Origin of the sequence: Ectopseudomonas composti (assembly GCF_900115475.1) — a bacterium.
GTDB classification, from domain to species: domain Bacteria; phylum Pseudomonadota; class Gammaproteobacteria; order Pseudomonadales; family Pseudomonadaceae; genus Aquipseudomonas; species Aquipseudomonas composti.
The window spans coordinates 1-3,457 of sequence record NZ_FOWP01000026.1 but is presented as its reverse complement, the minus strand read 5'-3'; the positions used below and the strand labels follow the sequence as shown (position 1 = coordinate 3,457).

The following is a 3,457-nucleotide window of genomic DNA, read 5'->3' as shown; positions in this document are numbered from 1 at the left end:
GCTCCTATACGAAACCCCAGATCGCGCACGCGGTCTGGGGTTTCTTCTTTGCAACGCGGAAAATGGTGTGTGGCGGTGAGAGTCCCGGAGTGCCGGCCACCGGAGCACCGGCCGAATAATCGTCAAGCTCCTATACGAAACCCCGCTTCGAAAGAGGCGGGGGTTTCTTCTTTGCAGCGCGGAAAATAGAGCGGCGTAGGGTGCGCTGTGCGCACCGACAATGATGCGTTCAGGCTAGTGAGCGCGGCGCACCCTACGGGATGGCGGCGCTATATCGGGATCAATAAAAAGGCCACCTGAGGGTGGCCTTTGCTGTTTCTGGGTTCTGGGGTGTGATCTGGCACTCTGACAGATATCTTTCCTCTGTATGGCTTTCTTCTGCTTCCCGTTTTCTATGCAAGCTGTGGCCTCGTCGTTATCATGCCAGCCTTGTTCGTAGCGGGGCCTGGCATGCTGGAATTGTTGAAACTTCTACAGGATGGTCGGTTCCATTCCGGTGAAGCCCTTGGGGCGGCGCTTGGGATCAGTCGCAGTGCCATCTGGAAGCAGTTGCAGGGCCTTGAGGCAGAGCTGGGCGTTGAGGTATTCAAGGTCCCAGGCCGAGGTTACAGGCTGTCTTCGCCTATGACTTTGCTTGATGCCGAGCGGATAGCGCTTGCTGCTGGGTTGGGTTGGCCAGTTAGTGTCGAGTCCAGTGTGGATTCCACTAACGCCGAGATTTTTCGTCGCCTCGATGCAGGGGCGCGCGCGCCCTTTGTCCTGTTTGCCGAGCGTCAGACTGCTGGTCGTGGCCGGCGTGGGCGCGTCTGGGCAAGTCCCTTTGCCGAAAATCTGTACTGCAGTGTCGTTCTGCGCGTCGATGGCGGTATGAGTCAGGTTGAGGCGCTGAGCCTGACTGTCGGTCTTGCTGTCGCGAAAGCCTTGCACGCCTGTGGCGTGAAAGGTGCGCAGCTCAAGTGGCCGAATGACGTGCTGGTCGATGGGCGCAAAATATCCGGGATACTTCTCGAGCTTGCTGGAGATCCGGCAGATGTCTGCCATGTCGTGATAGGTATTGGTATCAACGTCAATATGGCGGTGGATGCTCCAGCAGTCATCGATCAACCATGGACTTCCGTACGCCAGTGCCTTGGGTTGGTGCTTGATCGGAATGTGCTTGCCGCCGAGTTGTTGCAGCAACTGCGGAGCTGTCTTTCTGTTCATTGGCAGCGCGGCTTTGCCGGTATGCGAGAAGAATGGGAGGCACTGCATGCTTGGCGTGGGCGCTCTGTGGCGCTGACGGCAGGAAATAATGCGACCCTGGGTGTCGTGCTTGGGGTTGATGAGCGAGGCGCTATTAGGCTGAGCGTGGATGGTGTCGAACGCTCCTTCAGTGGGGGAGAGTTGAGCCTGAGGTTGCAGCATGATTCTTGAGCTCGACTGCGGTAATAGCTTTATCAAATGGCGAGTAGTCTCTGTGGATGGCGCGCAGCGTCTTTTTGCCGGTGTGGTGGACTCTGATGCTGCGCTTTTCGAGTCTCTGGCTGCGGCGCCCGAGCTGCGGGTGAGTTGCTGTCGTCTGGTCAGTGTGCGTAGCGATGCGGAGACCGAACAGTTGGTTGGTCGTCTGCGTGATTCCCTGGGGGTCGATGCAGTCTGCGCTCAATCTGCCAGTCAGGTCGGGCGGGTGCACAATGGTTACGAAGATTTCAGGCGTCTGGGGCTGGATCGTTGGCTGGCTGTTCTAGGCGCCTACCATCTCGGGCAGCGCGCCTGTCTGGTGGTGGATCTCGGGACGGCGGTGACGGCTGACTTCGTTTCCGTCGATGGCATGCACCTGGGAGGCTTCATTTGTCCGGGGTTGCCGCTGATGCGCGATCAGTTGAGCACGCACACGCGGCGTATTCGCTACGACCGTCAGGTGGCGCTCGCGGCTCTTCAGGAGCTGGAGCCTGGACGCTCAACCGCCGAGGCTGTCGAGCGCGGCTGTGTATTGATGTTGCGTGGCTTCGTGGCCGAGCAACTGCTGCAGGCGCAGGCTCGTTTTCCAGGTGGCTTCGAGGTGTTCCTGACGGGGGGCGATGCCGACCTGGTGCGAGATGTGGTTCCGGGCGCGCAGGTTGTTCCTGATCTGGTATTTGTCGGACTGGCTATCGCCTGTCCCTTGAGCTGAGGCAAGGCATGCGTTGGATTCTCCTACTGCTCCTGCTACTCAATGCCTTCTATTACGTCTGGCATCAGCAGCAGGCGCCACTGCGGGCCAAGGAGGTTGCTCCAGCCAATGCATATCAGTCTGTGCGCACGGATATCCGTCTTCTGAGCGAGACGGACGCGCCGCAGTCCCGTAGCGAGCCGTCGGCGATTGCTGAGGCGCCCGTGCCTGATGCAGCGGTTTGCCTCTTCCTCGGCAGCTTTGAAGAAGAGGCGAAAGCCAAAGTTGTCGAGCAGCGGCTGCTAAGCCTGGACATACAAGCCGAGGTGCGCGGTGTCGATGCGGCTGCCGGGGTTGAGTATTGGGTTTATCTGCCGCCTTTGGCTTCTCGTCAGGCATCGCTTAGGCAGTTGCGCGAACTGCAGGCGCGTCGCATTGATAGCTACATCATTACCCAGGGTGAGCTGGCCAATGGCATATCGCTCGGGATATTCCCTCGCAACGACTCGGCCAATAGCGTCATGCAGCGTTTGCGCGATGTGGGCTATGAGCCGCAGATCCGCGAATTGTCGCGTGCGCATCGCAGTTTCTGGGTGCGTGTGGCTCCGGAAAGTCGGCGCTTGGCTGATGAGTTTTTGCTTGGGCGGCTCGCTGGTGACTTCGCAGGTTTGCAGCATCAATTAATGCCATGTGAAGGCGTTGCATTGCTCCAGTAGTTTGCATAGAATGGCGCCCGCTTCGCAGGGTGGTCAAAGTTGGTTCCTGACGAAGATGTTGTCAAAGTAGCTAACCTCAAGATTTTAATGAGAAAAAGCTTGACAGCAGGGTGGCAGATCTAGAAAATGCCGCCTCACTTTGGAGGGGTTCCCGAGCGGCCAAAGGGATCAGACTGTAAATCTGACGTCATCGACTTCGAAGGTTCGAATCCTTCCCCCTCCACCAGATTCAGCGTGAGCTGCAAGCTACGCGGGCATAGTTCAGTGGTAGAACCTCAGCCTTCCAAGCTGATGATGCGGGTTCGATTCCCGCTGCCCGCTCCAGTTTGTGGTTGGCGCAACAGAGTTTGGCTCATGTAGCTCAGTTGGTAGAGCACACCCTTGGTAAGGGTGAGGTCAGCGGTTCAAATCCGCTCATGAGCTCCATCTAATAAAGGCAGATATGAAAGTATCTGCCTTTGTTTTAATGGCGCATAGCTTGCTCAATTCTTCGCTAGGAGACGGTCAAGATGGCTAAAGAGAAATTCGAACGTAACAAACCGCACGTCAACGTAGGCACCATCGGTCACGTTGACCACGGTAAAACCACTCTGACCGCTGCTCTGACCCG

The 3,457-nt window shown here is 57.6% G+C and carries 4 protein-coding genes and 3 tRNA genes; all 7 read left to right on the top strand.

All coding sequences use genetic code 11. From position 1 onward, the window contains the following. Positions 1-450: 450 nt before the first annotated feature. Complete coding sequence (birA, locus tag BM059_RS25010; protein WP_074941763.1) at positions 451-1,413, top strand: bifunctional biotin--[acetyl-CoA-carboxylase] ligase/biotin operon repressor BirA; 963 nt, start codon at positions 451-453, stop codon at positions 1,411-1,413. Then, a complete protein-coding gene (locus tag BM059_RS25005; RefSeq protein WP_074941762.1) occupies positions 1,403-2,152 on the top strand; it encodes a pantothenate kinase in 750 nt (249 codons plus the stop codon). The genes birA and BM059_RS25005 overlap by 11 nt, the downstream gene beginning before the upstream one ends. Before the next feature lie 8 nt (positions 2,153-2,160). Further along, positions 2,161-2,847: an SPOR domain-containing protein gene (locus BM059_RS25000; protein WP_074941761.1), complete on the top strand. Its 687-nt coding sequence runs from the start codon at positions 2,161-2,163 to the stop codon at positions 2,845-2,847. A gap of 141 nt (positions 2,848-2,988) precedes the next feature. Next, positions 2,989-3,073: transfer RNA gene (locus BM059_RS24995), tRNA-Tyr, on the top strand. Positions 3,074-3,097: 24 nt separating this feature from the next. Further along, a tRNA-Gly gene (locus tag BM059_RS24990) sits at positions 3,098-3,171 on the top strand. A gap of 26 nt (positions 3,172-3,197) precedes the next feature. After that, positions 3,198-3,273: transfer RNA gene (locus tag BM059_RS24985), tRNA-Thr, on the top strand. Positions 3,274-3,356: 83 nt separating this feature from the next. Beyond that, positions 3,357-3,457, top strand: a 101-nt coding sequence (locus BM059_RS24980; RefSeq protein WP_033034085.1) for a GTP-binding protein, incomplete at its 3' end; no start/stop codon positions are given.